Source organism: Rhizobium sp. SRI_017 (assembly GCF_057586295.1).
Genome location: NZ_JBYCZP010000003.1, coordinates 123,889 through 146,987 on the forward strand (window position 1 = coordinate 123,889; position 23,099 = coordinate 146,987).

Genomic DNA, 23,099 nt, shown 5'->3' on the forward strand with positions numbered 1-23,099 from the left:
GGTCGAGGCCTTTCACGTCCCGGACGCAAGTTCCCCAGCAACGGCGCCCGGCACGATAGGACCAAGCCAATGATCCGAGACCGAGGTCCCTTTGCCTCCGTCGAAGGTCACGCTGGGGGTGAGCCGGGAAGGTTGGGCGTGGATCACGCCAGGCTCAAAATGCGACCCAGGCCGTGATTCGTCAATGTGGTCATCCAGACGCGCCTTCATACGCTCAGATGCTTCACCAGCGTTTCCGGCGAGGCCAACAGATCCTCCGACGGGGCCCTGTAAACGATGCCGCCGCGCTCCAGAACGACGACCTCGTCGGTTAGTGGCAGAACCTTGCGGGCCTTCTGTTCGACAATGATGGCCGACATGCCTTCATCGGTGACGATCTTTCGGATTGCGGCGAGGAGTTCATCGACGATGATCGGCGCCAGGCCTTCGAGGGGCTCGTCGAGCAGCAGGAGTCTTGGGTTCAGCATCAATGCCCGACCGACGGCGAGCATCTGCTGTTCGCCGCCGGAAAGCTGGTTGCCAAGGTTGCTCTTGCGCTCGCGAAGCCGCGGAAACATGCCGTAGACACGTTCGACGCCCCAGGGGCCGGGTCGGGCGATGGCGGTGAGGTTCTCCTCGACCGTCAGTGAGCGGAAGATATTGCGCTCCTGCGGCACCCAGCCGATGCCGAGCGCCGCCCGGAATTCGGCGCGGTGACGGCTGATGTCCTGGCCGCCAAAATGGATATAGCCGGCATGGCGCGTGGTGACGCCGATGATGGAATTGAGCAGCGTCGTCTTGCCGGCGCCGTTGCGTCCGAGCAGCGCCAGGGACTTGCCCTCGTCGAGCGCGAGATCGACTTGTGCCAGAACCCGGGCCCCGCCATAGCCGGCGACAAGTTTTTCAAGTCGGAGGAGTTCGGCCATCAGGCATCCTCCCCGAGATAGATCGCCTTCACATTGGGATCCTTGGAGATTTCAGCCACGGTGCCCTCGGCGAAAAGGGCGCCCTGGGCCAGCACCGAAATGCGGTCGGCGAAGGAGAAGACAAGGTCCATATCGTGCTCGATCAACACGACCGTCACGTCGGATGGCAGGTCACGGACGATGGCGAGCACTTCGTGGCGTTCTTCCTCGGGCACACCGGCCGCCGGCTCATCGAGCAGCAGGACCCTCGGACGGGTGGCGATGGCGAGCGCGATCTCCAGCAAACGCTGTTTGCCATAGGGCAGCAGCGTCGTTGGGAGACCCATGACATCGGCAAGACCGAAGCGTTCGAGCAGACCCGCAGCTTCCGCAGCGAGATCCTTCTGCGAGGCGAGGGCGGCGAAAAAGCGATTGCCGCGACCTTGGCGTTCCGAGATTGCCAGCATCACGGATTCGAGCGGTGTGAAATCGTCGAAGAGCTGGTTGATCTGAAACGTGCGCGAGAGACCTCGGCCGACGCGCGCGTGGGCGGAAATCCCGGTGATCTCCTCGCCGTTGAGGAAGACCTGTCCAGAGGTCGGCAACAGCACGCCCGTGAGAAGGTTGATGATCGTGGTCTTGCCGGCTCCGTTCGGCCCGATCAAGGCATGGCGGGCGCCGGGGGCAACCTTGAGCGACACATCGTTGGTGGCGACGAAGCCGCCGAAATTGCGCTTCAGATTGCGGGTCTCGAGCGCGAAGGTCATGTGTCACCTCCCGCCTGCTTTGCCGGGCGAAGCTTTCTCATAAGGGCGGGCAGCGCGGTTTGCCAACGGGTGATGCGGTCGCGGCCGACCAGGACGATGATGATCAGGATCAGCCCGATCCAAAACATCCAGTATTGCGGGGTGATCAGCGACAGGTAGTCGCGCAGGACGGTGAAGATGACTGCGCCGACGAGGCCACCATAGAGATAGCCAGCGCCACCGATTACGAGGACAAGCAATACGTCAGCGGAGCGGTGGAAAGCCAGGACATCGGGCGACACGAAGCTGTTGATCTGGGCGAGCAATGCGCCGGCAATGCCGGCATAGACGGCCGAGATCGTGTAGATCGCGACGATGCGGCGGTTGGGCGAGACGCCCAGCATTTCGGCGCGGCGCGAGTTGCGCTTGATCGCCTTCAGCGACAGACCGAAGGGCGAGTGCACGATGCGGCGCGCGACATAGGTGAGCACGATCAGCACGACCAGCGTGTAGATATAGGCGGTTTGGCCCCAGAGATCGAATTCGAACAGGCCGAGGATCGGTGTGATCGTCACGCCGTTCAGGCCGTCGGCGCCGCCGGTCAGCCAAGCGGCTTGATTGGCAGCCTCCGCCAGCAGCATGGCGACGCCGAAGGTGGTCATCAGGCGGGTGAGGTCGGAGCCGCGCAACACCAGGAAGCTGGTTACGAAGCCAAAGATCCCGGCTGCCAATCCCGCAGCGATGAGCCCGAGTACCGGCTCGGTCGAGACATGGATCGAGAACAGGCCAGCTGCATAGGCGCCCACGCCAAAGAAGGCTGTATGGCCAAGCGAGACGATGCCGGCATAGCCCAGGATCAGGTCGAGCGAGATCGCAAAGAGCGCAAGGATGGCGATCTCGGTCAGGATCAGCGATTTGCCGGGGAGTATGAAGATGGCTGCCAGGGCGACAAGCCAGATCGCGATTTCCCATATCCGCCAGCCGCTTGCGCGGGAAAGCTGAATCTCTGCGCGAAGCGTTGCGTTGTCTGTATTCTCCTTCATCGGCCGCCCTCACGCGAGAACAGGCCGTGTGGGCGGAAGACGAGGACCAGCACCATCAAACCGTAGATAATGAATGCCCCGACCGCGGGTAGGTAATATTTGCCGGCGACATCGGCGATACCCAGCAGCAAGGCCGCGATGAACGGACCGGTGATGGAGGAGGTGCCGCCGACAGTGACGACGATCATGAAATAGATCAGGAATTTGAGCGGGAAGTTCGGATCGAGCCCCATGAGGTCGCCGCCAAGCGCACCCCCTAATCCGGCAAGGCCGGAACCGAGCGCGAAAGTCAGTGCGAAGATCAGCGATGTGTTGATGCCGAGGCCGCGCGCCACCCGGCCATCATCCACCGCGGCGCGGAGCTGACTGCCGAAGCGTGTGCGGGTGAGGGCGAGTTGCAGTCCGACGGCGAGAAGCGCGCAGATGACGATAATGAAGAGCCGGTAGCGGCCGATGCCAATGCCTAGGAAATAGAATCGCCCCTGCAACTCCGGCGGCAGATTGAACATCTGCTGCTGGCCGCCCATGAAGTAGTCGACCGCGGAAATCGCCATGAAAACGAGGCCGATCGAAAACAGGACCTGGTCGAGATGCGAGGCGGAGTAGAGCCGGCGATAGAGCAGGCGCTCGAGGATGACTCCGATTATGGCCGTGACGAGGAAAGCCGCAGGCAGGCACCAGTAGAAGGAGATGCCGTAGCGGTTCATCATGACGACGGTCACATAGCCGCCCGCCATGGCAAAGGCGCCATGGGCGAGGTTCACGAAGTTCATCAGTCCAAGGGTGATGGAGAGGCCGCAGGCCAGGATGAATAGCAGCATGCCATAGGCAATGCCGTCAAAGAGGATTGTCAGCATGTTTCACTGGTCCAGAGCCTGGCGGGCGGCGGGGTGCCGCCGCCCGAGGCAGTCACGTCACTTCGCGAAAGGATCCTTGATCTTCTCGTATTTGGCAAATTCGACATTGTACATCTCGCCGTCGACTTCCTTGACCTCGCGGATGTAGATGTCCTGGATCGGGTCGCGGGTGGCGGCGTCGATCGACATCGGCCCGCGGGGGCTGACCCAGGACTGGCCCTTCATCGCCTCGATCAGCTTGGTGCCATCGGTGTCGCCGCCGGTCTTTTCGAGTGCGAGGTAGGCAAGCTGCATGGCGTCGTAGCCGCCCACGGACATGAAGTTCGGCCGCATGTTGTTGTTGGTCTTGCGCACTTCGGCCACATAGGCCTTGTTCTCAGGGCTGTCATGATTGGCCGAATAGAAATGGCCTGTAATGACGCCCAAGGCTGCCGGGCCCATGCCCTGCAGGAGGTCGTCGTCGGTGACGTCGCCGGTCGCGATCAGCTTGATTCCGGCATCCTTCAGGCCGCGTTCGGCGAACTGCTTCATGAAGATTGCGCCCTGGCCCGAGGGAACAAAGACGAACAGCGCATCCGGCTTGGCATCGAGCACGCGCTGCAGGAACGGGGCGAAATCAGGGTTCTGCAGCGGCACGCGGATCGACTCGACGATCTCGCCGCCCTTTTCCTTGTAGGCGTCAACGAAACCCTTCTCGATATCAATGCCGGGGCCGTAATCGGTCACCAGCGTTACCGTCTTCTTGATTCCGCTTTCCATCGCCCAGACGGCCACAGGCACAGCCGACTGCGGGCCAGCCATGCTGGTGCGGGCATAGTATTCAGATTTGGTGGTGATGATCGAGGTCGTGGCCGAGGTGATGATTGCCGGGATCTTCGCCTGGCTGAGCAGCGGCGCGACAGAAAGCGCCAGCGGCGTGAGGCCGAAGCCCATCAGCAGGCTGACGCCGTCGCCGGTGATCAGTTCCTGGGCGATGCGGCGGGTCTGGTCGGCCACACCGCCATCGTCGCGAAGCACGACCTCGACCGTCTTGCCGCCCGCCGTGTTGCCCTTGAGCGCCATGAACGCGTTGATGCCGGCCTGAACCTGGCGACCCGTCGAGGCGAAGGGCCCCGTCATCGGCAGGATCAGGCCCACCTTTGCGGTTTCCGCGGCGAATGCCGGGGTCTTGACGAAAGCGGCCGCCATGGTGCCGGCGATGAAAAGTCTTCTGGTAATCATTCAAGTTCCTCCCAAAGAACCAAATTAGGCCGTCGTCACTGGGCTCCCCAAAGCACTTGCTCTATCGACCAGTCCGTTTCCTCCGCGGTCGGATGGCGCGAGCGCCCTTGTTGCCGGGTATCGTGCCCACCATCAGTCAGCGACGAATGCCATGATCCGATGATGGTCTGAAGCGTATGGCACCTCACGGGGACCGACAATGACGTTCTGCTTTCGGCGTATAAGCCCAGGTTACAGCTCACTCGTTTTTCGCCGTCCTGATCACGCCGAAGGATTTGGAAACATCGAGCGAAGGAGCTTTTTATGTATGCAGAACTCCCTTCAATCCTCCGCGGTGACGCTGGAAGTCCTCTGATCTACCGTCTTGGCATCGACGAGCGTATACACGGCGCTGACGCGCTGCAAGCAGGAGAGCGATTAATTCAGCGTAGCTGCCGATGGCCGGATACCTCTGCGCCCGCATCAGGCGGCAAGGCCAGGAAGCGTAGCGAGGACAGGATGCCGATGAGGCCGAGGATGATGAAAGCCCAGCGGAAGTCGACAAGCGGCGTGCCTTCGTCCCCCCGTATCAGGCCTGAAAGGTTCAGGATGGCGGCGGCGACCGCGACGCCCAGTAGCATCGAGACCTGCTGCAGCATGCTTGACAGGGTCGAGGCCGAACTGCGCTGTGCGGGCGTGATATCGGCAAAGCCGATCGTGTTGAGCGCCGTAAATTCCATCGAGCGCGATAGACCCGCCAGGAAGAGCAATGGGAGACCGATCGCCTCCGGGGTGGTGGGGGTGAGGAAACCGCAGGCGACGATCGACCCACTGGCAATCAAGCCGTTGGCGACCAGGACTTGGCGGAAGCCGAAGGCCTTGAGGGTCCGTGTCGTAACTGTCTTCATAGCGAGGTTGCCGGCGAAATAGACCAGCAGGTAGCTGCCTGCGCGGATCGCGTCATAGCCGAAGCCGACCTGCAAAAAGAGCGGGATGAGGAAGGGCGTGGCATTGATCGACGTCCGCAGCGCGGTGCCGGCAGAGAGTGTCGAAAGTGCGAAGGTCTGGACGCGGAAAGCCGAGAGATCGAGCAGGGGATTGGCGACCCGGCGGAAATGCCAGGTGGCGGCGACCCCGAGAACGATACCGACCGCGAGCAGAACCGCCACGAGCGGCAGCGCCGCCGTGCCCTGGGTAAAGGCTTCGAGCCCGGCCAGCAGCATGGTGAGGCCTAGCGCGGAGAGTAGGAAGCCGGGAATGTCGAGCTGGCCAGCATTCTCTTCCCGCAGATCGGGCACAAAGCGCCAGACCAGGACGAGGCCGATGAGACCGATCGGGACGTTGATATGGAAATTCCAGTGCCACGAAAAATAGGTGGTGATGAGGCTGCCGATTACCGGACCGATCACCGGGGCGATCAAGGCTGGCCAGGTGATTAGCGCGACGGCATTGACCAGCTCGGATTTCGGCGCGTTCTTGAGCACGATCACTCGGCCCACCGGTGTCATCAGCGCGGCGCCGAAGCCTTGTATCGCTCGTGCCACGATGAACTGCTCGAGATTTGCAGACAGGCCGCAGAAAAGTGATGCCACCGTAAAGGTCGCGATCGAGATCATGAAGATGTTGCGCGCGCCATATCGGTCGCCGAGCCATCCCGACAGTGGAATGAATGCGGCCATGGTGAGCAGATAGATCGTGAGCCCGATGCTCATCGAGACGGGCGCGACGCCAAACTCCTGGCCCATCTGGGGCAGCGAAGTGACGACGATCGTTCCATCGAGCAACTGCATGAAGAACGACACCGCCACGACCAGCGCGACAAGCCTGGCGCGGCCCGCATCGAGCGGGGGCTCTGAATCACTTGCGGAATTTGTCATGTGCCAAGGCTAGACCGGAAACGGCTCTGGATGGAATAGGCGGATGGGTCGCGCGACACTCTGACCTGCCGGTTCAGATGCCACCCTCCTTGACCGATTCCATGGCGACCGCGGTCGAGGTGCTCGCGACATGCGGCAGGCTGGAGATTTTCTCGCCGAGCACCTGCCGGTAACGCCTGATGTCGGTTGTCCGCACCTTGAGGAGATAATCGATGCGGCCGGCGATCATGTGGCATTCTTCGACCTCGCGGATCTTGCGGACCGCCACATTGAACTCGCGCAGCGCTTCCTCCTTGGTGTCCGAGAGCTTGACCTCCGCGAAGGCAATGTGGTCGCGGCCGAGCTTGCGGTGGCTGATGCGGGCATGGAAACCCTCGATGTAGCCTTCGTCGACCAGGCGCTTGAGCCGCACCTGGCACGGCGTCTTGGAGAGGCCGACGACGGTTGAGAGGTCGGTGATGCTCATCCGGCCATCCATCGCGAGAGCATCCAGGATGCGATGGTCGAATTGGTCTATTTCACTGCCTTGCGTGTTCATGACGGGTGGATTCTCCATAATGCGCCAAATAATCAGGAGAAACATATCATGCTTGGAGAAAATCCAGCCAGAAAGAATTCTGACTCAGTGATAGGTTCCCGCCAATTCTGAAATTTGGTTCGTCAGGTCCGGCCGGGGCGGCAGTTGGAGCGCAAATCTGCTAGGCTCCTCTCGCGCCGGCTGGCAATATGGCGAGCCGTCAATGGGAGAGCTTGGCGATGAATATCCAGCCCGTCGATCGCAAACAGGACCTTTTCGCTGACTTCGCGCCGCCGATCCGGCCGCAGTCGCCGCTGCGGCAGGCGATCACGGCGGCTTATCGACGCGACGAGACGGAAACAGTTCTGCCGCTGATCGATGCGGCGACGTCCTCTCCACGGCTCAAGGAGGCTGCGGCGCGCACGGCCCGCAAGCTGATCAGTGCACTTCGTGCCAAGCATAAGGGCTCCGGGGTCGAGGGCCTGGTCCACGAATATTCGCTGTCCAGCCAGGAAGGCGTGGCGCTGATGTGCCTGGCAGAGGCGCTTCTCCGGATTCCCGACGACGACACGCGCGATGCGCTGATCCGCGACAAGATCTCGGAGGGCGACTGGCGCTCGCATCTCGGCGGTTCGAAGTCGCTGTTCGTCAATGCCGCGACCTGGGGCCTTGTCGTGACCGGCAAGCTCACGTCCACCGTCAACGACCGCAGCCTCTCGGCGGCGCTGACGCGCCTCATCGCCCGCGCCGGCGAGCCGGTGATCCGCCGCGGCGTCGACATGGCGATGCGGATGATGGGCGAGCAATTCGTGACCGGCGAGACGATCGAGGAGGCGCTCAAGCGTTCCCGGACGCTCGAAGCCAAGGGCTTCCGCTATTCCTACGACATGCTGGGTGAGGCGGCCACGACCGGTGCCGATGCTGCGCGCTACTATCGCGACTACGAGAACGCCATCCACGCCATCGGCAAGGCGTCCGATGGACGTGGCATCTATGAGGGCCCAGGCATTTCGATCAAGCTCTCGGCGCTGCATCCCCGCTATTCCCGTTCGCAGGCGAGCCGCGTGATGAGTGAACTGGTGCCCAAGGTGAAGGCGCTGGCCCTCATCGCCAAGGGCTATGACATCGGCCTCAACATCGACGCCGAGGAGGCCGATCGTCTCGAACTGTCGCTCGATATCCTGGAAGAGCTCTGCCTCGACCGCGAATTGTCCGGCTGGAACGGCATGGGCTTTGTGGTTCAGGCCTACGGCAAGCGCTGCCCGTTCGTCATCGACTACGTCATCGACCTCGCGAAGCGCGCGAACCGCCGCATCATGGTCCGGCTCGTCAAGGGCGCTTATTGGGATGCCGAGATCAAGCGGGCACAGGTCGAGGGCCTGGAAAGCTTCCCGGTCTTCACCCGCAAGATCTACACCGACATTTCCTACATCGCCTGCGCGAAGAAGCTGCTCGCGGCGACCGATTATGTCTTCCCGCAATTTGCCACCCATAATGCGCAGTCACTGGCGGCGATCTATCATCTCGCTGGCGGCGATTTCCAGGTCGGCAAATACGAGTTCCAATGCCTGCATGGAATGGGCGAGCCGCTCTATGACGAGGTCGTCGGCAAAGAAAATCTCGATCGGCCGTGCCGTATCTATGCGCCGGTCGGCACGCACGAGACGCTGCTCGCCTATCTCGTTCGCCGTCTGCTGGAGAATGGTGCGAACTCATCCTTCGTCAACCGTATCGCCGATCCGAATGTCTCGATAGACGAGTTGACCACGGATCCCGTCGATGTGGCCTGCGCGCTGCCAACGCCGGGCGCAGGCCATGACAAGATCGCTCTGCCGGCAGCAATCTTCGGTGCACGCAAGAACTCGCATGGGCTCGATCTATCGAACGAGGCGGGTCTCGCTCAGCTTGCCGACGCGCTGAAGGCATCCACCGAGATCCGCTGGGAGGCTCGTCCGCTGCTGGCTGGGACGACGCTGCCCGGCGAGGCGCTGCCGGTGCGCAATCCCGGCGATCGCCGCGATGTCGTCGGCATGGTCGAGGAAGCCTCCGATGATGCGTCGCGGACGGCCGTGGCGCTCGCTGCAAACCGCGCCGCCGAGTGGACCTCCATATCACCTGCCGATCGTGCCGCCTGCCTCGAACGTGCCGCCGATGCGATGGAAGGCAAGATCGAGACGCTGCTCGGCCTGATCATGCGGGAAGCCGGCAAGTCGGCGCCCAACGCCATTGCCGAGGTGCGCGAAGCCGTGGACTTCCTGCGCTATTATGCCGAGCAGGCGAAGAGGACGCTCGGCCCGGGCCACAAGCCGCTCGGTCCGGTCGTCTGCATCAGCCCGTGGAACTTCCCGCTGGCGATCTTCACCGGACAGGTCGCGGCCGCGCTGGTGGCGGGCAATCCGGTGCTGGCGAAGCCCGCCGAAGAGACGCCGCTGATTGCAGCCGAAGCTGTTCGATTGCTGCACGCGGCCGGTGTGCCGCAGGCAGCGCTGCAGTTCCTGCCGGGTGACGGCCGCGTCGGCGCCGCGCTGGTTGGCGCTCCAGAGACCGCGGGCGTCATGTTCACGGGCTCGACGGAAGTGGCGCGCCTGATCCAGGCGCAGTTGGCAGACAGGCTTTCACCCTCGGGGAAGCCGATCCCGCTGATCGCCGAGACTGGCGGCCAGAATGCGATGATCGTGGATTCCTCGGCTTTGGCTGAACAGGTCGTTGCTGATGTCATCGCTTCGGCTTTCGATAGCGCCGGACAGCGTTGTTCAGCACTCCGCGTGCTGTGCCTGCAGGAAGATGTCGCGGAGCGGACGCTCACCATGCTCAAGGGCGCGCTGCAGGAACTCGCGATCGGCCGCACGGACAGCCTCTCGGTCGATGTCGGCCCCGTCATCACGGAAGAGGCCAAGGGTGTCATCGAAAAGCACATCGAGGCGATGCGGACCCTTGGCCGACCGGTGGAGCAGGTCGTTCTGCGTGGCGATACCAACGAAGGCACTTTCGTGCCGCCGACCATCATCGAGCTCGACAAGCTTTCCGACCTCAAGCGCGAGGTCTTCGGCCCGGTCCTCCACGTCATCACCTACAAGCGCGAGGAGATCGACCGGCTGATCGACGATATCAATGCGACCGGTTACGGCCTGACCTTCGGGCTGCATACGCGCCTTGACGAGACGATCGCCCATGTCACCAACCGCATCAAGGCCGGCAATATCTATGTGAACCGCAATGTCATCGGTGCGGTCGTCGGCGTACAGCCGTTCGGCGGACGCGGCCTCTCGGGCACTGGCCCAAAGGCAGGCGGCCCGCTCTATCTCGGCCGTCTCGTCCAGACGCCGCCGGTGCCGCCGCATTATAGCTCCGTCCATCTCGATCCGGCGCTGCTCGATTTCGCGCTCTGGCTCGACGGCAAGGGCGAGAGGGATGCGGCGGAAGATGCGCGAGACCTCGGTAGTTCCTCGGCGCTTGGTCTCCAGTCCGAGCTTCCGGGGCCGGTCGGCGAACGGAACATCTATGCGCTGCATGCCCGCGGCCATGTGCTGCTCGCGCCGCAGACACAGGCCGGGCTTTACCGCCAATTGGCGATCTCGCTTGCGACCGGCAATCGTGTGTCTGTCGACGCCGAGAGCGGCCTGCAGGAGGTGCTGTCCGGGATGCCCTCGTCGGTGACCGCGCGGATTGCCTGGATCGATGACTGGGCGATGGCAAGTCCTTTTGCCGGCGCATTGGTCGAAGGCGACGCAGAGCGAGTCCGGTCGGTCAACAAGAAGATCGCGCGCCTGCCGGGGCCGCTGGTGCTGGTCCAGTCCGCGTCGACGGACGACATTGCCAAGGGCAATGCTTATGCGCTGAACTGGCTGCTCGAGGAGGTCTCGACCTCAATCAACACAGCAGCGGCGGGCGGCAATGCGAGCCTCATGAGCATCGGCTGATCCTGCCAGGAACTGTCAGCACCATCGCGCAATTTCGGGTGGCGGGGGAGGTTGCTTCTCCGCTAACCTTTGAGTCTCGCCAGAGACTTGGCGTGATGAATGGAGACGGCAGGTGAAGAAGGTACATTCGGTTCCCGCGGCGAAGGCGCGGGCCATCTGGATGCGGGCGCAGCGGCTGGATGAGGCCGAGCCGTTCGGCGGCGGACCGGAGGCGACGAAGGCGGCGGTCGAACATCTTGGCTATGTGCAGATCGATACGATCAACGTCATCGAGCGCAGCCACCACCATATCCTGTTCACGCGCATCCCGACTTATCGCCGCGAGGATCTTACTGCTGCGCAGACCAACGACAAATCCGTGTTCGAGTATTGGACGCATGCGCTGTCCTATGTGCCGGTGCGCGACTACCGCTTCTTCATCCCGGCGATGAAGCTTCACAAGACCAAGCCGGACAGCTGGTTTGGCTCGGTCACCCCGAAAGACTACCGCGCGCTACTTCGCCGCATACGCAACGAAGGCGCTCTCTCGATCCGCGACATCGACGACGACGTGCTGGTGGAAAAGGATCATCCCTGGGCGAGCAAGAAACCGTCCAAGCGGGCAATGCAGCTCGGTTTCTACACCGGCGACCTCGTCGTCAGCCGCCGCGACGGTATGCTGAAGACCTATGAGCTTACCGAGAGGCACTTCGGCTGGGATCGGCCCAAGCCCGCCTCCGACACGCAATATGCACAATATCTGCTCGATCGGGCGCTGCTTGCTCAGGGCATCGTGAGCCTCGATTCCATCTGCTACGGTGGGCTGAAGTGGAAGGCCAAGGTGCAGTCCTTGATCAATGGCGCAGTCCGCCGCAAGGAATTGCTGCCGGTCGAGATTGAGGGTGCTGAGGGCATGAAGCACTGGGTCGCGCCCGAAGCACTCGAACAGGCGCCAACTGGCGGCGCTGAGGGCCGCGTCCATATCCTCTCGCCCTTTGATCCGCTCGTCATCCAGCGGCCACGCTTCAAGATGCTGTTCGGCCACGACCATCGCTTCGAGGCCTATGTGCCGGCGCCGAAGCGCGTGCTTGGCTATTTCGCGCTGCCGGTGACTGTTGGCGATGAAGTGGTCGCGGCGCTCGACCTCAAGACGGATCGCAAGGACGGCAAAGTGCTGATCCAGAAATGGACCTGGCTCAATGGCGGCGAGCGGGAAGGGCACAAGGGCCTGATTGAAGCCGAGCTTGGTCGCTTCGAGCGGTTCCAACTCGCTTCCGCACCGGAGGCGTGATTGCCTCCGGCAGTCGTCGCGATCAGCCGCGATCGATCTTGTCAATAAAGGTCCTGAGTTCGTCGGGTGCAATGCGGACGATGTGCTTCTCTTCCGGGTAAGCGCCGCTTTCGACATCGGCAACATATTCCCTGAAGGCGGCGATGCGCTCGTTCTGCAGCCGGTCATATTCGGCGGCGAAGTTGCGGTAGACCTTGGAGTGGCGGGGCATGTGACCGCGATTGGTGCCCAAGATGTCTTCCGCAAAGAGGTACTGCGCGTCACAGCCTGTGCCGGCGCCCATCGACAACATGACAAGGCTGGTGCGCTTGGAAATGGCTTCGGCGACTTCGACGGGTACGACTTCGATCTCGGCGCCGAAGGCACCTGCCTTTTCGAGTTCCTTGACCGCGTCCCAGATCTGGAGCGCCGAGTCCGCGGTCTTGCCGACGGCCTTCCAGCCACCGGTCCAGGTCTTGCGCGAGGGGATGAGGCCGACATGACCGATGACGGGGATTGCCTCGTCCGCCATGCGCTTGATTGTGGCATAGCTCGCAGAGCAATAGACGGCATCCGCGCCACCCTTGTACATCTTGAACGCCCAGCGGACGAAATCGTCGCCGGTGCCGATCTCGAAGAAATTCTCGCCCGGCATGGTGAAGAGGGTGGGGGCGACTTCGCGGTAGCGCGGGTCGATGCAGAGGTCGGGCGGGACAGAGACGATGTCGATGCCGGCCTTCTCAGCGGCTTCCGCTTCTTCTAGCGTCAGGACGCGCAGCATGGTCAGCTGGCGCTTGCCTTTCATGGCGCGGAGATCCGCGACGGTGGGGCGGTTCTTTCTCATTTCTGTTCCTCCCGGAGTTTGTTTATGCGGCAAGTAGCGCCTTCAGCTTTGTATCTGCGGATGCAAGCTGGGCAGGATCCGGATGCGCGCGCTTTGCGATCAGCATCTCGGCGAGGCGGATGTCGCGGGCCACTGCATTGCCGGTGCCGATGCCGCTTGCGGCGACAAGGCGGCCGTCAGCGGCGAGGTTGAAGAGGATGAAGGCGCCATCGCCGAGGTCGCGACGGACGGTAGTCGTGCCTTCATCCGAGAGGCCGGCGACCTGCAGGCCAAGCGCATATTGGTCGGACCAGAACCACGGCACGGCATCGATGACTGCTTCGCTGCCGGCGAGGTTTACGGCCGCGACGCGGGCATGGTCATGCGTGCTGCGCCAGGACTCGAGGCGGATTCGCCGCCCGCCGAAGAGTTCGGTCGGAAACGAGGCGCAGTCTCCCACGGCGAAGATGGCGGGATCGGACGTCCGGAGGTGCCTGTCCACCGAGATGCCGTTCTCGATCGTCAGGCCCGCGGCCTCGGCGAGGGCTGTGTTCGGGAGAGCACCGATGCCGATGACAACGAGGTCGGCCCGCAGTTCGCTGCCGTTGGAGAGTTCGATCCGTGCCTGCTCGCCAGTATCGGTGATCGCGCGCAGTCCCGTACCGGTTAGCACGCGGGCGCCGTGGGCCTCATGCTCACGCTGGATGACTTCTGCAATCTCGGCCGGGACGCCGCGCATCAGAAGCCGTGGCTGGGCTTCGACGATTGTGACATCACAGCCACGCTTGCGTGCCGAGGCGGCGATCTCGAGGCCGATAAATCCCCCACCAATGATGACGATGTGGCCGCCGCGCTCCAGGCGCTGGCGAATATCGAGGGAGTCATCAAAGGTGCGGAGATAGATGCAATGCCTGATGTTCTCGGCCATCGGCAGGCGGCGCGGGCTGGCGCCGGTGGCGATGACGAGTTTGTCGTAGGAGAGCTCACTGCCGCTGTCGAGCTGTACTGTTTTGGTGTCTCGGTCAATCGAGGTGGCCCGAACGGATTCCAGGAAATCGATACTCAAAGTCTCCAGAATGTCGGGCGCAATGATCGTCCGCGGTCCTGGGACATCGGCTTCCGTCAGCGCTTCCTTGGAAAGCGGCGGACGCTCGTAGGGCAGGTGCGCCTCATCGCCAATCAGCGTGATGTGGCCGTCGAAGCCATTCTCTCGCAGCAGCAATGCAGTACGGCCGCCGGCTTCGCCTGCGCCGATGATCACAATGCCGCTGTGGCTCATAGCTTCCCCCCAGAAAAAGAACGTCACGCGAGCCCGATGAAGACGTCGCCGCCTTCGACTTTGACCGGATAGGTGGCAAGGTCGATGCACACCGGTGCACCCTTGGCCGCACCGGTCCTATAGTTGAACCGACCGTTGTGCTTTGGACATTCGATGATGTCGTCCATAACGAGGCCATCGGCGAGATGTACCTTTTCATGCGTGCAAAGCCCATCGGTCGCGAAGTATTCGTCATCAGGCGAACGATAGATCGCGAACGTCCTGCCGGCGTGGTCGAAGCGGATCACATCCTCCTCGTCGACGTCATCCGCCGCGCAGGCGCGTACCCATTCAGTCATGTCAGTCTCCGGTAGAAGTTGCGGGCCATCTGGCCCGCGAAAATGGCAGGATTATTCCGCGGCCGCGCCAACCGGCATGTCGTGGAATTCCATCCGGTACGGCCGGGCCGTCGGTGGCAGTTCGCGCTTGAGGTAGAAATCCTCGTAGCGCAGCTGGCGCTTCACGATCGGCCACACTTCCTTGTAGGCGTGCCAGATCGACGGGTTCGGTGTCGGCAGATCGTGCTTGATCAATTCATGCAGCTTCGGCAGGGCGTGATACGGCACCATGGGGAACATGTGATGTTCGACATGGTAGTTCATGTTCCAGTAGATGAACCGGCTGATCGGGTTCATGTAGACCGTGCGGCTGTTGAGGCGATGATCGACCACATTGTCGGCAAGCCCGATATGCTGCAGCAGACCGGTCATGACCATGTGCCAGCAGCCGTAGAGACGCGGCAGACCGACGAGCATCAGCGGCAGGAACGACCACATGTAAAGCGAGAGCGCGACAGTGGCGATGTAGATGGCCATATGCCAGCGGGCGACGGTGATGGCTTTGCCGCGTTCCATCTCGGGAATATAGGTCTTTTCCTCTTCGCTGAGATTGCCCAAGGCGTTGCGCGACAGCGTCAGGATCGAAAGATAGGCGTCGAGAATGCCGGTAAAGGCGAGGGCAGCGCGGAGGAGGTCCGGGGGCCGCATCACGGCGATTTCGGCATCGCGGCCGACAATGATCGTGTCGGTGTGGTGGCGGGCATGACTCCAGCGCCAGCTGACCGAGTTGCGCATGACCTGGAAGCTGGCGATCTCGTAGATCACGTCATTCATCCAGCGCGTCTTGAAGGCTGTGCCATGGCCGCATTCGTGCCAGCGCGAGTCGCAGGCAGAACCGTAGACAACGCCATAGACGATAACAAAGGGGACGCACCACCAGGTGCCCCAGAAATAGATAAGGCCGGCAGCGGAGAGGATGTGGGCGGCGATCCAGATGATGGTGTCGCGGATGGCGGGGCCATCGGAACGCTGCATCAGTTCCTTCATCACCTTGCGCGGGATCTCGGTGTGATACCATTCGGCCGATGCGAGGCCGATCTCCACCGCGCGGCGCGAGCTTTCGCCGGTGAGACTATAGTCCCGCTTCGGCTTCACTGTACCTGCCGAATCCGTCACTGCCATCGAGACCTCCCATTCCGTCTACCGGCCGGGTGCCCCTGGCTCGGCGCGGGCAGGAAAGCCCGCTATGTTAGCGCTGATCAACGTTGATGTATATTGACGCCTCAAAATGACGAAGTCAACATCATCTGCCATCATCTCGTCGTTCAAAGCGGCGATTTATGTGGGTATCCTATCGCAAATGGCGCGAACGGCCGCCACTGGAATGCAAGAAGTACCCTGCTCATCCCTTGGTTTCCGGGATGTCGGAGCAATTCGCATCATTTTACATCAATATCTGTTCAGTGCTCCGGGATGTTTTCCCGGAAGATCACCTGGAGGCGCGGCGGATGCTCTTCGAAGGGTCTGTTGCGGATAGCGCTGGCCAGCAATCCGATGGCCTCACGTGCCTCGACTCGTGGATTCTGGTCGATGACTGCATCCATTGTGCCCGACAGCAGCAGCGGCTTGGAGTTTTCGGTCAATTCATGGCCGATGAAGATGATCGATTTGCCGCGCCCACGGTCATTGAGGGCCTTGCCGATGCCGGAACTGCCGCCGCCGATATTGTAGATGCCGGCGAGATCCGGATGGCGGTCAAGCAATGCCAGAGTTTCCTCATAGGCGCGCTGACGGTCGTCGCGAATCTCGCGCATCTGCACGATCTCGAGGTGCCGGAATTCCTCGGAGATGATGTGGCGAAAGCCCATCTCGCGTTCCTCATGGCCGCGATAGGAGAGGGAGCCTGCGAAAAGTGCGATCTTGCCTGGTGTTGGGGGCAGCAGCCGGCCGAGCAGATAGCCGCCGAGGCGGCCCGCTGCGCGGTTGTCGATGCCAACATAGCCGGTTCGTGCGACATGCAGGATGTCGGAGGCGAGCGTGACGACCTTGACGCCGGCCTCGGCAAGTGCCCGCAATTCCTCACGCACCGCCGGATGGTCGAGCGCGATCAACCCGATGCCCTGGGTCACGGAGCGAAGCGCCGCGAGCTTCTGCGCGAGCGAGAGCGGATTGAAGCCTTCGACGGAATGGATCTGATAGTCGATGCCGTCTTGGGCCGCGCACTGGCGCTCCAATTGCGCCTTTAGGCCGGCGATGAAGGTGTTGGTACCTTCGGGCAGGACGAAATCAAGCCTTATGCGCTCGACCGCGGGTTCGGTCTGGCCGAAATAGCCCAGCCGCGTCGCGGTCTCCATGACGATGGTGCGTGTACGGCTCGATACGCCGGCACGATTGTTCAATACCCGGTCGACCGTGGCAGTCGATACGCCCGAGTCCCTGGCGATATCGGTCAGCGTTGAGCGCACGGCGATTCCCTCGTCAGTCGATGATTGAAACTGATGTATTCGAAGGGCGTGGACTTGCAATCCCAAAAACGCATGCAGCGCAACATAGCGTCGTAATCCTCCCGCATTGCATCAAAAAGCATCAGCTCTTCGTCAGATTCAAGCGTTGATTTGCTTGTGCTTTTCGCGATTGATCGCGTCCGATGTGGATTTTGATGTACGTTGATCATTTATGATGTTGACAGTAATCACTCAACAAATCAATATACATCAAGCGACGAGAGGAGCACTGGTCGCAAGGGAGGAAATTCATGGCTACCAATTTGACGATTTCTCGTCGCAAGTTTCTGGCGACGTCCACGCGGGTTGCCGGCCTGACGGCCGCCATCGGCATCGCACCCCAGTTCATCCGTCCGGGCCGCGCCTTCGCGGCGGACAAGCTTGCCGATGGCATGATCGGCGGTCCGACGGGCTTTGATGGTTCCGAGCGCTACCAGTACGGCGCCGATACACCCGAGGGCCGCGCGGTCGAAGCCGCAAAGGCGATCAAGGCTGCGGGTAAGGGTGACAAGATCGTTCTCGGTCTCTCTGACGGCTCGATCGGTCAGTTGACCCAGCCATTCCCCAAGGGCGCGCCGTCGATCAAGGATCTTTGGGAAAAGGAAACCGGCGTCACGCTCGAAATCGTCGGCGTGCCGAACGGCCAGGAATTCACCAAGACCATGCAGGACATCTCGACCAAGGCCGGCGCCTTCGATATCTATGCCGTCGAATGGAACCGCTTGGGCGACCTCGCCGAAACCGGCGGCATCGCCAATCTCGACGAGTATGTCGCCGCCCACAAACCGGAATGGGATGCCCCCGAAACGGGCTACGTGAATGGCGCCCAGGGTGTTTCGCTGCTCAACCAATATAGCGGCTCGACTTATGGTGTGTCGCTCGATGGCGACTTCCAGACCTGGAACTACCGTACCGACCTCTTCAACGACGAAGCCGAAAAGAAGGCCTTCGCCGACAAGCATGGCTACGAACTCGCCCCGCCGAAGACCTGGAAGGAACATGGCGAAATCGCAGCCTTTTTCCATCGTCCGGACAAGGGCCTGTTTGGCTCGACCGACCTGCGCAATCAGGGCTGGGGCTACACCAACTGGTACCAGCGCTTCGTTTCGATGGGCAATCCGAACCAGTATCTCTTCGACGATTCCGGCAAGGCGCTCATCAATTCCGAAGCCGGCTGGGCCGCGACCAAGGAATATGTCGACTCGCTCGCGCACCATTCGCCGGATGCGATCTCCTGGGGCTGGCCGGAGCAGTATGGCAATTTCGCCGGTGCCGGCGCTGCCATGACCTGTGCTTTCTCCAACTTGCCGAAATTCCTCGACAATGCCGGCAATACGGGTTCGAAGGTCACGGGCAAGATCGGCTCGATGCTGCCGCCGGGCCATGAAGTGGATGGCAAGCTCATCCGCCGGACCGTGCTCTGGCTCAACCTGTCGGCCTCGGTCTCGACGCAGAGCAAGAACCCAGAACTGGCCTATCTGCTGCTGCAGTGGCTCGGTTCGGCCCGCATCTATTCGTGGATGACGGCCAACCCGGGCGGTTATTTCGACCCATTCCGCCTGTCGGACTTCGCCGATCCGCTCGTCCGCGAGACCTACCACGCCTATCACATGGACGTGGTCCGCGAGAGCGTCGCCCGCGCCGTGCCGACGATCAACTATCCCGGCGCGACCGCCTTCCACAACGCGCTCGACGAAAACCTGGTCGCTGCACTGACCAAGTCCAAGACGCCCGAGGAGGCGATGGCGGACACCGAGAAGCAGTGGCAACGCATCGCTCGCCGCACAGGCGAGGAAAAATTGATCGCTGCGATCAAGGCCAACAAGGTGGCCTGGCCAACCATTACGGACTAAGCCTCCCAAGGCTGCCGAAGCGGAAGGCGGCTTGCCGCCTTCCGCAGAGAAAGTTTTTCAATGCAGACGAGACGATGAACCGGTCACCCCTCTTTGAAGCTTTTCGTTACGTGGCGGTGATCCTTGCCGTCGCGGTAACGCTCGTGCCGATCCTCTGGATGGCCTCCATGGCCTTCAAGCCGATTGTCGAGTGGACCGCGGTTGGAGCCGACCTGACTTGGTGGCCGAAAAATCCGACTCTGGATAATTTCCGCTTCGTCTTCGGCGAGTCCAATTCGGACCTTATCGTCGCGCTCGATAAGTCCGCGACAAAGCCGATCCTGTCTTCGCTTCTTTCTGCCGTCTTCGGCACTCTCATTGCGATGAGCGCCGGCACGGCTGCGGCCTATGGCCTGTCGCGCTTCGGCTCGGGCCAGAACCTGCCGCTCGCGCTTATCCAGCTTCGACTTTTCCCGCCGATGGCCGTCATGATCCCGGTCATGATCATGTGGTCGTTTCTCGGCATGATCGACACCTGGTGGGGCCTTGCGCTGATCTATGGCATCGTGACGCTGCCCTTTGCCTTCTGGCTGATGAAGACATTCTTCGACGACATGCCGCGCGAGATCGAGGATGCGGCGCGCGTCGAAGGCTGTTCCCGCTTCCGCGTGTTCACGCAGATCACGCTGCCGATGATGCGGGCGCCACTCGCGAGTTCCGCACTCTTCGTCTTCATCCTCAACTGGTCGGACTATCTGATCGGCCTACTGCTCACCACGCGCGACTGGGTGACCATCCCCGTCTACATGGCCTCGCTCTCGTCCTCGATGACCGGCCAGCTCTATGGTGCCAAGGCAGCACTTGGCCTGATCGCCGCGGTCCCGCCCGTCATCATGGGTATCGCCATCCAGAAGCATCTGGTGCGCGGCCTCACCTTCGGAGCGCTCAAGCAATGAGCGCCGTGGCTGTCAATCCGGTCGCGCCTCCCGCGGTCGCGCCGACCTCAGATCAGGAAAGCAGGAGACTTGGGTTCCGCCTGACGCTGCCGGCGCAGGTCCTGGTCCTGTTCATATCGGTCTTCCCGCTGCTGATGCAGCTCTACATTTCCGTCACCGACTGGTCGCCGCTCGACGGTATTCCGTGGTGGAGCGCCTGGCAGCTGTGGAACAATTTCGCCAATTATACCGATCTCGCGGTCGATAGTCGCTTCTGGTCGGCGCTAGGCCGGACGGCCGTGATCATGCTGATCTGCGTGCCGGCGGAGTTCTTGCTCGGCTTTGCGCTGGCGCTGCTGTTCATGGACGACTTCCGGGGAAAACGCTTCTTCTACTCGATCCTGCTGATGCCGATGATGGTGGTGCCCGCGGTCGCCGGCTACATGTTCTTCATGCTGTTCCAGTCCGGCGGCCCGGTGAACGACATTATTTCGTCGCTCACGGGGACGACCTTCTCGCTTGCCTGGCTATCGAGCCCCGAATGGGCGCTGGTCGCCGTCATGATCGCTGACATCTGGCAGTGGACGCCGCTGATGTTCCTGATCCTGCTCGCGGGGCTCGCCGGCGTGCCGGAGGATCAGCTCCGTGCCGCGACCCTGCTCGGGGCCTCCTGGCCGCAGCGCTTCCGCACTATCATCCTGCCGAAGATGAAGACAATCATCATCATTGCGCTGGCAATCCGCGTCATCGAGAATTTCAAGATCTTCGACACGCTGTTCATCATGACCGGAGGCGGCCCCGGCGTCGCGACCGAGACGATCTCCGTCTACATCTACAAGGTCACGCAGAACGACCTGATCTGGGGCTATGTCGCGGCCATCGCGCTCGCCATCCTGATCTTCCTCTCCATCGTCGCCAATTTCGCGATTGCGCGCATGAACAAGGCGCGCGCCGCATGACTGCCATTCATCTCGAAAATCTCACCAAGAGTTTCGGTGCCTTCCAGGCGCTCAAGACCATGGACCTCAAGATTGATGACGGCGAGTTCGTGGCGCTGCTCGGTCCCTCGGGCTGCGGCAAGTCGACGACGATGAACATGATTGCAGGCATGGAGGATCCGACCTCGGGCCGGATCAAGTTCGACGACCGCGACATGTCGGGCGTGTCGATGGGCAAGCGGGGGGTCGGCTTCGTCTTCCAGAACTATGCGATCTTCACGCATATGTCGGTCTATGAAAACCTTGCCTACGGCCTGCGTGTTCGAAAGCTGCCGGAGCCCGAGATCGACCGCCGGGTGAAGGCGATTGCCGACTTCCTGCAACTGAGCCCGCTGCTTAAGCAGCCCTCGGCCAAGCTGTCGGTCAATATCCTCCAACGCTTGGCGATCGGCCGTTCGGCCATCGTCGAGCCGGCGATCTTCCTACTCGACGAGCCGCTCTCGAATGTCGACGCCGCCTTCCGCGCGGTGATGCGCACCGAGCTCAAGCATCTGCAGCGGCAGTTCAAGCAGACCATGGTCTATGTGACGCATGACCAGCTCGAAGCGATGACCATGGCTGACCGCATCGCCGTCATGGACCACGGCGTACTGCAGCAGACCGGGTCGCCGGTCGAGGTCTACAACAATCCGTCGAATACGTTCGTTGCTGGCTTCCTCGGGTCACCCGGCATGAACCTCGTCAAGGGCAAGCTTGCCGAGGTCGGCGGCTCGCTTGCGGTCGATCTCGGCGAATTCGGCCGTTCTGGGCTGCTGAGCGAAGGTCTCGCTCATGCCGCGCGAGCGCGGAAGGCGAATGACGTCTATTATGGCTTCCGTCCGGAACAGGCCGCGATGACGGCTGCGCCGGATGGATTGCCGGTCTTTTTCGTCGAACGGATCGGCGCGCGGACCATCGTCCATGCCGGCCGCAACAAGGCGTCCGTCAAGATCGTGCTCGACAACGACAATGGACTCGAGGCCGGCATGACCGCGCGACTTGACGTCAACAAGGATGCGGTGCGGCTTTTCGATGCCGTCACCGGCCAGGCGATCAGGGAGGCTTGATCCATGGCATCGATCACGTTCCGCAATGTGACCAAGCGCTTCGGCGATACGGTTGCCGTCGACAATGTCTCCTTCGACGTCAAGGACAACGAGTTTTTCTGTCTCTTCGGGCCGCCCCTGTCGGGCAAGTCGACGATCCTCAAGCTGATCCTCGGGCTGGAAAGCCCCGATAGCGGCGAGATCCTGATCGGCGGCCGGCCGGTCAATGGGCTGTCGCCGGCCGAGCGTAATGTCGCGATGGTGTTCCAGAACCTGGCACTGTTCCCGCATATGACGGCGGAGCAGAATGTCCGCTTCCCGCTGGTCGAGCGCAAGATCGCCGAGGACAAGATCAAGGCGCGTGTCGCCTCGGTGTCGGAGAAGCTGCATATCGGCCATCTCCTGCACAAATTGCCGGCGCACCTGTCGGGCGGCGAGCGGCAGCGCGTGGCGATTGCACGCGCACTGGTCCGCGATCCCGCGGCCTATCTGATGGATGACCCGATTTCGGCACTTGATGCGCGGTTGCGTGAAGAGACCCGCGTCGAGCTCAAGCGTATCCAGCGCGAGCTGGGCCATACGCTCATCTATGTCACGCATGACCAGGAAGAGGCGATGTCGATCGCCGACCGCATGGCGATCTTCGAAAATGGTGCGATCCGACAGATCGGCAAGCCATCGGAAATCTACGACCATCCGGCGAGCCAGTATGTCGCACGGCTGCTCGGCGCGCCGGCGATCAACCTGCTTGGCATCGAGCGTGGTAATGCCATCTCGGCTGCCGCTGGCGCAATCCAGCTTGCGGGCAATGCGGTGCCCGATGGCGCTGCCGGCATCGGCATCCGCCCGGAGGACCTCAGGGCCGAGCCCTGGACCGAAGGTCGGGCAGGAGTCCCCGCGCGCGTCTACGAGGTTGAGCCACTAGGTGGCTACACGGTGGTGACCATATCCGCCGGCGACGAGAAGCTGCGTGTGCTAATGCGCGGCCAGCCGCAGGTCACCGTCGATTCAAGTGTCGCGCTGAGCTGCGACCCGAAGAAGATGCATTTTTTCAGGCCCGATGGGCAGGCGCTGTCGCTCGCCTGATCGGGAG

At 62.0% G+C, this 23,099-nt stretch carries 19 protein-coding genes; 7 read left to right on the forward strand and 12 right to left on the reverse strand.

Annotation, left to right across the window (positions count from 1 at the left end; genetic code table 11):
• Positions 1–206: 206 nt before the first annotated feature.
• From AC2YI2_RS08330 to AC2YI2_RS08360, 7 genes are all read right to left on the reverse strand, one after another.
• Positions 207–905, reverse strand: coding sequence for an ABC transporter ATP-binding protein (locus AC2YI2_RS08330; protein ID WP_487385995.1), 699 nt, complete (start codon positions 903–905; stop codon positions 207–209).
• On the reverse strand, positions 905–1,651 hold the full coding sequence (locus AC2YI2_RS08335; RefSeq protein ID WP_487385996.1) for an ABC transporter ATP-binding protein: 747 nt from the start codon (positions 1,649–1,651) through the stop codon (positions 905–907). Before AC2YI2_RS08335 ends, AC2YI2_RS08330 begins: the two co-directional genes overlap by 1 nt.
• Entirely contained in the window at positions 1,648–2,673 is a 1,026-nt protein-coding gene (locus AC2YI2_RS08340) for a branched-chain amino acid ABC transporter permease (RefSeq protein WP_487385997.1), read from the reverse strand. Before AC2YI2_RS08340 ends, AC2YI2_RS08335 begins: the two co-directional genes overlap by 4 nt.
• On the reverse strand, positions 2,670–3,530 hold the full coding sequence (locus AC2YI2_RS08345; protein ID WP_487385998.1) for a branched-chain amino acid ABC transporter permease: 861 nt from the start codon (positions 3,528–3,530) through the stop codon (positions 2,670–2,672). Before AC2YI2_RS08345 ends, AC2YI2_RS08340 begins: the two co-directional genes overlap by 4 nt.
• Before the next feature lie 57 nt (positions 3,531–3,587).
• A complete protein-coding gene (locus tag AC2YI2_RS08350) occupies positions 3,588–4,751 on the reverse strand; it encodes an ABC transporter substrate-binding protein (RefSeq protein WP_487385999.1) in 1,164 nt (387 codons plus the stop codon).
• Between the two features lie 422 nt (positions 4,752–5,173).
• On the reverse strand, positions 5,174–6,607 hold the full coding sequence (locus tag AC2YI2_RS08355; protein WP_487386000.1) for an MFS transporter: 1,434 nt from the start codon (positions 6,605–6,607) through the stop codon (positions 5,174–5,176).
• Between the two features lie 73 nt (positions 6,608–6,680).
• Positions 6,681–7,145, reverse strand: coding sequence for an Lrp/AsnC family transcriptional regulator (locus tag AC2YI2_RS08360; protein WP_487386001.1), 465 nt, complete (start codon positions 7,143–7,145; stop codon positions 6,681–6,683).
• Positions 7,146–7,363: 218 nt separating this feature from the next.
• On the opposite strand from AC2YI2_RS08360, the gene putA reads away from it, so the two are divergent.
• Positions 7,364–11,044 carry a trifunctional transcriptional regulator/proline dehydrogenase/L-glutamate gamma-semialdehyde dehydrogenase gene (gene putA / locus AC2YI2_RS08365; RefSeq protein ID WP_487386002.1) on the forward strand — a complete coding sequence of 1,227 codons (3,681 nt, stop codon included), beginning with the start codon at positions 7,364–7,366 and terminating at the stop codon, positions 11,042–11,044.
• Positions 11,045–11,204: 160 nt separating this feature from the next.
• Positions 11,205–12,314, forward strand: a complete 1,110-nt coding sequence (locus AC2YI2_RS08370; RefSeq protein WP_487386350.1) for a winged helix-turn-helix domain-containing protein — start codon at positions 11,205–11,207, stop codon at positions 12,312–12,314.
• 22 nt (positions 12,315–12,336) lie between these two features.
• Here AC2YI2_RS08370 and AC2YI2_RS08375 read toward each other — a convergent pair whose 3' ends face one another.
• The 5 genes from AC2YI2_RS08375 to AC2YI2_RS08395 all read right to left on the reverse strand — a co-directional run bounded on the left by AC2YI2_RS08375 (position 12,337) and on the right by AC2YI2_RS08395 (position 17,177).
• Entirely contained in the window at positions 12,337–13,137 is an 801-nt protein-coding gene (locus tag AC2YI2_RS08375; RefSeq protein ID WP_487386003.1) for a 3-methyl-2-oxobutanoate hydroxymethyltransferase, read from the reverse strand.
• Between the two features lie 22 nt (positions 13,138–13,159).
• Entirely contained in the window at positions 13,160–14,395 is a 1,236-nt protein-coding gene (locus tag AC2YI2_RS08380) for an NAD(P)/FAD-dependent oxidoreductase (RefSeq protein WP_487386004.1), read from the reverse strand.
• Between the two features lie 23 nt (positions 14,396–14,418).
• Positions 14,419–14,733 carry a MocE family 2Fe-2S type ferredoxin gene (locus AC2YI2_RS08385; RefSeq protein ID WP_487386005.1) on the reverse strand — a complete coding sequence of 105 codons (315 nt, stop codon included), beginning with the start codon at positions 14,731–14,733 and terminating at the stop codon, positions 14,419–14,421.
• 51 nt (positions 14,734–14,784) lie between these two features.
• Positions 14,785–15,894 (reverse strand): fatty acid desaturase family protein, encoded by a 1,110-nt coding sequence (locus AC2YI2_RS08390; protein ID WP_487386006.1) that lies wholly within the window; start codon positions 15,892–15,894, stop codon positions 14,785–14,787.
• A gap of 278 nt (positions 15,895–16,172) precedes the next feature.
• Positions 16,173–17,177 (reverse strand): LacI family DNA-binding transcriptional regulator, encoded by a 1,005-nt coding sequence (locus AC2YI2_RS08395; RefSeq protein WP_487386007.1) that lies wholly within the window; start codon positions 17,175–17,177, stop codon positions 16,173–16,175.
• 290 nt (positions 17,178–17,467) lie between these two features.
• On the opposite strand from AC2YI2_RS08395, the gene AC2YI2_RS08400 reads away from it, so the two are divergent.
• The 5 genes from AC2YI2_RS08400 to AC2YI2_RS08420 all read left to right on the forward strand — a co-directional run bounded on the left by AC2YI2_RS08400 (position 17,468) and on the right by AC2YI2_RS08420 (position 23,092).
• On the forward strand, positions 17,468–19,069 hold the full coding sequence (locus tag AC2YI2_RS08400; RefSeq protein ID WP_487386008.1) for an extracellular solute-binding protein: 1,602 nt from the start codon (positions 17,468–17,470) through the stop codon (positions 19,067–19,069).
• Between the two features lie 74 nt (positions 19,070–19,143).
• Positions 19,144–20,004: a carbohydrate ABC transporter permease gene (locus tag AC2YI2_RS08405; RefSeq protein WP_487386009.1), complete on the forward strand. Its 861-nt coding sequence runs from the start codon at positions 19,144–19,146 to the stop codon at positions 20,002–20,004.
• Positions 20,001–20,942: a carbohydrate ABC transporter permease gene (locus AC2YI2_RS08410; RefSeq protein ID WP_487386010.1), complete on the forward strand. Its 942-nt coding sequence runs from the start codon at positions 20,001–20,003 to the stop codon at positions 20,940–20,942. Before AC2YI2_RS08405 ends, AC2YI2_RS08410 begins: the two co-directional genes overlap by 4 nt.
• Complete coding sequence (locus tag AC2YI2_RS08415; protein ID WP_487386011.1) at positions 20,939–22,027, forward strand: ABC transporter ATP-binding protein; 1,089 nt, start codon at positions 20,939–20,941, stop codon at positions 22,025–22,027. Before AC2YI2_RS08410 ends, AC2YI2_RS08415 begins: the two co-directional genes overlap by 4 nt.
• A gap of 3 nt (positions 22,028–22,030) precedes the next feature.
• A complete protein-coding gene (locus AC2YI2_RS08420; protein ID WP_487386012.1) occupies positions 22,031–23,092 on the forward strand; it encodes an ABC transporter ATP-binding protein in 1,062 nt (353 codons plus the stop codon).
• Positions 23,093–23,099 lie beyond the last annotated feature (7 nt).

What these genes read in the sequence shown, in the direction of transcription:
- AC2YI2_RS08380 (WP_487386004.1), bottom strand. Translation starts at nt 14,395, where the DNA reads ATGAGCCACAGCGGCATTGTGATCATCGGCGCAGGCGAAGCCGGCGGC.
- AC2YI2_RS08345 (WP_487385998.1), bottom strand. Translation starts at nt 3,530, where the DNA reads ATGCTGACAATCCTCTTTGACGGCATTGCCTATGGCATGCTGCTATTC.
- AC2YI2_RS08360 (WP_487386001.1), bottom strand. Translation starts at nt 7,145, where the DNA reads ATGAACACGCAAGGCAGTGAAATAGACCAATTCGACCATCGCATCCTG.
- AC2YI2_RS08390 (WP_487386006.1), bottom strand. Translation starts at nt 15,894, where the DNA reads ATGGCAGTGACGGATTCGGCAGGTACAGTGAAGCCGAAGCGGGACTAT.
- AC2YI2_RS08350 (WP_487385999.1), bottom strand. Translation starts at nt 4,751, where the DNA reads ATGATTACCAGAAGACTTTTCATCGCCGGCACCATGGCGGCCGCTTTC.
- AC2YI2_RS08420 (WP_487386012.1), top strand. Translation starts at nt 22,031, where the DNA reads ATGGCATCGATCACGTTCCGCAATGTGACCAAGCGCTTCGGCGATACG.
- AC2YI2_RS08335 (WP_487385996.1), bottom strand. Translation starts at nt 1,651, where the DNA reads ATGACCTTCGCGCTCGAGACCCGCAATCTGAAGCGCAATTTCGGCGGC.
- putA (WP_487386002.1), top strand. Translation starts at nt 7,364, where the DNA reads ATGAATATCCAGCCCGTCGATCGCAAACAGGACCTTTTCGCTGACTTC.
- AC2YI2_RS08400 (WP_487386008.1), top strand. Translation starts at nt 17,468, where the DNA reads ATGGCTACCAATTTGACGATTTCTCGTCGCAAGTTTCTGGCGACGTCC.
- AC2YI2_RS08385 (WP_487386005.1), bottom strand. Translation starts at nt 14,733, where the DNA reads ATGACTGAATGGGTACGCGCCTGCGCGGCGGATGACGTCGACGAGGAG.
- AC2YI2_RS08330 (WP_487385995.1), bottom strand. Translation starts at nt 905, where the DNA reads ATGGCCGAACTCCTCCGACTTGAAAAACTTGTCGCCGGCTATGGCGGG.
- AC2YI2_RS08355 (WP_487386000.1), bottom strand. Translation starts at nt 6,607, where the DNA reads ATGACAAATTCCGCAAGTGATTCAGAGCCCCCGCTCGATGCGGGCCGC.
- AC2YI2_RS08375 (WP_487386003.1), bottom strand. Translation starts at nt 13,137, where the DNA reads ATGAGAAAGAACCGCCCCACCGTCGCGGATCTCCGCGCCATGAAAGGC.
- AC2YI2_RS08415 (WP_487386011.1), top strand. Translation starts at nt 20,939, where the DNA reads ATGACTGCCATTCATCTCGAAAATCTCACCAAGAGTTTCGGTGCCTTC.
- AC2YI2_RS08340 (WP_487385997.1), bottom strand. Translation starts at nt 2,673, where the DNA reads ATGAAGGAGAATACAGACAACGCAACGCTTCGCGCAGAGATTCAGCTT.
- AC2YI2_RS08405 (WP_487386009.1), top strand. Translation starts at nt 19,144, where the DNA reads ATGAACCGGTCACCCCTCTTTGAAGCTTTTCGTTACGTGGCGGTGATC.
- AC2YI2_RS08370 (WP_487386350.1), top strand. Translation starts at nt 11,205, where the DNA reads ATGCGGGCGCAGCGGCTGGATGAGGCCGAGCCGTTCGGCGGCGGACCG.
- AC2YI2_RS08410 (WP_487386010.1), top strand. Translation starts at nt 20,001, where the DNA reads ATGAGCGCCGTGGCTGTCAATCCGGTCGCGCCTCCCGCGGTCGCGCCG.